The 4151-nt window shown below is 52.5% G+C and carries 1 protein-coding gene; it reads left to right on the top strand.

The window, feature by feature from the left end; genetic code table 11:
- Positions 1–919: 919 nt before the first annotated feature.
- The gene (locus tag B5F19_RS16510) at positions 920–3658 is read left to right on the top strand and encodes an S-layer homology domain-containing protein (protein ID WP_087292797.1); all 2739 of its coding nucleotides are present in this window, start codon (positions 920–922) and stop codon (positions 3656–3658) included.
- Positions 3659–4151: the final 493 nt, after the last annotated feature.

Below are 4151 nucleotides of genomic sequence, written 5' to 3' on the forward strand. Positions count from 1 at the left end.
CGCTGTACCCGGCAGCGCTGGTGCCCACGACCATCAGACCGGTGATCATGGCGGCAGTCATGCCCAGGCTGAGAACCCGCTTCAGGTTTCTCATTGGAATTCCTCCTTACATATTTTTGCCTTTTTCCAAAAGACAGAAAACGAGGACTCCCCAAACATCTTTGATGAAAATTCAGAGGAAAGTTCTACTAAACTTGCCAAAACCCGAAAGCTTCCAATTCCGGCGCGATGCATGGGAAAATTTCGCTTCACTGGAGGGATGATAACGGAGATTTCGAAAGATGGATTGATGGGTAGACGGCTCAGGTAGACATGTGGAGCGGTCAGCGGCGCCGTTAAAGCGGCGATCCATTGAAACAGAAAGCGCGGGCCGTTTTTTCAGGTAGACATTTCAGGTAGACATATGTAAAATAAAGATGGAAGGGCGGAGCGAAGTAGATCATTCGGAAACGCTTCCAGAGGTGTAAGAACGGGAAAATCCAACCGCCGTGCCGCTTACGAGAGAAGGTACGGCCGGTCACATGAATGACCGGCCCGAAGAGATGGATGGGAAAAGATATTTCTTGCAAGAGATTCGTCATATTCGATAGGTATATCGATGGTGGTATACAACTAAATAACAAATCGCAAGACTTTTTGGTGATTTTTGCGGCAAAACCCATCCAAAACGCAATGTTACAGCTTTGTTACATTTGAGCGGACCTTGTTGACTTTTCAAAACCCATCTGTTAAGATACGTTCAGGATGACCCAGGACGGCCGTGCCGTTCAGATTTTTGAGAAGAAGAAAGGAGAGTAGAACTCCCCTTGCAGAAAAACTTTTCTTTCAGCGGCTCGAAAAGCGGGGGCATCCTGAAATACACATGGTTCCTGTGGCCGGACAGGCCAAAGGAGCCCAAAAAAGTTAAGGAGGAATTCCAATGAGAAACCTGAAGCGGGTTCTCAGCCTGGGCATGACTGCCGCCATGATCACCGGTCTGATGGTCGTGGGCACCAGCGCTGCCGGGTACAGCGATGTTTCCACCGAGGATAACGTGGAAGCCATCGAAGTGCTGCAGTCTGTGGGCGTCATGGTGGGCGATGAGAACGGAGACTTCAATCCTGACCAGCTGGTCACCCGTAATGAGATGGCGGTTGTGATGTCCAACCTGATGGAGTACAACGTTGCCACCTATTCCGGCACCAGCCCCTTCACCGACGTGCCCTCCTGGGCCGAGCCCTATGTGGCCGCCTGCTGGACCAACGGCATCACCGCCGGCACCAGCGCCACCACCTACGGCGGCGACCAGAGCGTCACCACCGCTCAGGCCGCTCTGATGCTGATGAAGGCTCTGGGCTACTTCCAGTATAACAGCGACTTCAACGGCGACTGGCAGCTGGCTACTGTGTCTCAGGGTAACAAGATCAACCTGTTCCACGATGTGGATTCCGGTGTGCGCGATGCCATGACTCGTAACGATGTGGCTCAGCTGGTTCTGAACACTCTGGAAGCTGGCATGGTCGAGGCCAACGACAACATCCTGAATGTTGAGGCCCCTGGCGTGTCCGTGAGCACTGGCCGCGTGACTTACAGCTATGTCACCAGCACCGAGTCCTATGCTAAGGCCATTGATGACACTTACGCTGTCTCCGAGACCAGCATCTCCACCCAGGGCCCCATCGTGGAGCTGGGCGAGAAGCTGTACGACGGCGACCTGCGCCGCACCGAGAACACCCACGACGCCTATGGCCGTCCCGGCACCCGCTGGGTCTACAATCTGGACGAGGTCGGTACCTATGCTGATACTCCTCTGGAGACCTACACCAGCAAAGTTACTAAAGGTGAGCTGTATAGCCTGATTACTAAGAGCAATCTGGATGATATTTCTGACAATCATCGTACCCATGACGAGTATACCTTCACTGTGTATAGTGATGGCGTGATTGTCGAGAGCGGCAAGGAGAGTGCTGTTTCGATTAATAGCGTATACGGTTCCTCCTTCGACACCGTTCGTCCTGATTTCTTCAGCAGCAACAGCTCCGCCGCTGCCGGCTATGGTTACACCAACGCTGTCTCCGGCAAGGGTGTGCAGACTGAGGTCTATCTGGACGATGACGGCAACGTCACCCTGGTGTACATCAATACCTATGTGATGCAGGCCACCGAAGACTATAATGAAGATAAGGACACCCTGAACGTCGATGTGATCACCGATCCTTCTCAGCTGGGCGGCGACGCCATCGGCACCACTCAGCTGAATGGCGACGACTTCGATCTGACCGGCTACGCTGAGGATGACTACATCCTGTACACCGTGTCTGACGGCCAGGTTGAGGACATCTATCCCGCTGAGGTCGTAACCGGCGAGGTCAGTGCCTACTCCATCGGCAATTCCGTGACCCTGGACGGCACCAAGTACGAGTACGGCGCTCAGATTGAGGGCGTGAAGGACAGCTCCTCCGCCAACTACAATAAGTCCGCCGCTACTGCGTACCGCGTGGGCGACACCGCCGCCGTGGTGCTGGATCAGTCTGGCTACGTTCTGTACGTGGACAGCGCTGCCATTTCCCTGGGTAACTACCTGTATGTGAACGACATGGCTGCTAAGAGCGGTCTGTCCTCCAGCTACATTGCCAACGCTTACTTCTCCGATGGCACTAAGGCCGAGATCACTCTGGGCGACGTGTATATGTGGGAGACGAAGGACGGCAAAGACCAGTACGTTGAGCACTCCCTCAGTGAGTATACAGACGACAAAGACATCACTATGGGCTCTAGTAAGATGAACGGCTGGTACTCTTACAGCGTGAACAGCGACGGCGAGTACAACCTGCGTGAGGCTAAGAGCTATAACCACAACGATAAGAATGGTATCAAGACCTCTAAGATCGAGGGCGGCGAGGTCAACTTTGCCAAGGGCACTACTCTGGTCGGCAACAGCGACACCGTTATGCTGGTCCTGGACGAGGACAACGATCTGACTGTTTACACCGGCATCAACAACTTCCCCGACATCACTCCGAATGCTGGCTACGATCTGTATGTTGCTGCCATGAAGGAGAAGGACGATTCCACCAAGGCCTATGCCTCCCTGGTGTTCGTGGATGCCAGCAACGCCGACGTGGATGACAACTCCACCGACACCCTGCTGTACGTCCTGGATGAGGACAGCCGCTATGTGGACAGCGAGGACAACGAGACCATCGTTGTTTGGAACGCTATCCTGAACGGCAAGCTGACCACCATCGAGGCTAAGCTGAACAGCGGTTTCACTCAGTACAACCTGTACGAGAAGGTCAGTGTGGACTCCGACGGCTACTATGAGGCTAAGGGCGTGTTCGCTGCGGACAACGATCAGTATGTGGACGACAACCTGTCCTCTGTCTCCGTCTCTGGCGGCTCTCTGATGCTGGATGGTACTGGCTATGTGGTCACTGATGACACCCAGATCATTGTTCTGTTGCAGCCTACTGGCAAGAACGGCGATCTTGTCCGTGAGAAAATGATGACCGATCCCGATGCTGATTACGAGGTCAAGACTGTTACCGGCAAGCGTCTGGACAGTATGCTGGGCGACTACACCATCGACGGTGAGGCCGCTCTGGTGACTGTGGACAGCGACAGCCGTGTCGTTGAGACCCTGTACATCACTGTGAATGGCGCAGTCGCTAATAAGTAATTCTCTAATTTACTAGAATTACTTCAGCACACCTCAGAATGGGCCCCGTGCTTTTGCACGGGGCCCTCTTGCAATCTTTTCTAGCCCATCTCCACATTTTCTTTTCTAAACGTTTTCTTCCGACTAAGAGCGGCTCAGAATTATAATTATTTGAAAATAAATATCCCATCTGCAATCATGTTTTCCTTCGTCTATGCAGCATCTGATGATATATTTTCCCTTTTCCTGTGAGCTGTATCACTGCTTCCTGTTTGATGGGGAAGTTGTTCCAAAGTAAGATCGGACTTTTAAAAACTCACTGGTTTCAAGTGATATATCCATTGTGAACAACGCCAAGTTTCTACGGTGCCGCACCATGAAAAACGAAAACGCACCGCAGGAAAATCTGAAGTGAACCCCAAAAGTTAGACAAATATTTGAATTAAGCGACCTGAAGGGTCTGGTATCTGTGTTGAGCAGGTGTCAGGCCCTTCAGTTTTAGCTTGATTCTGCG

Origin of the sequence: Pseudoflavonifractor sp. An184 (genome assembly GCF_002160305.1) — a bacterium.
GTDB lineage: Bacteria > Bacillota > Clostridia > Oscillospirales > Oscillospiraceae > Lawsonibacter > Lawsonibacter pullicola.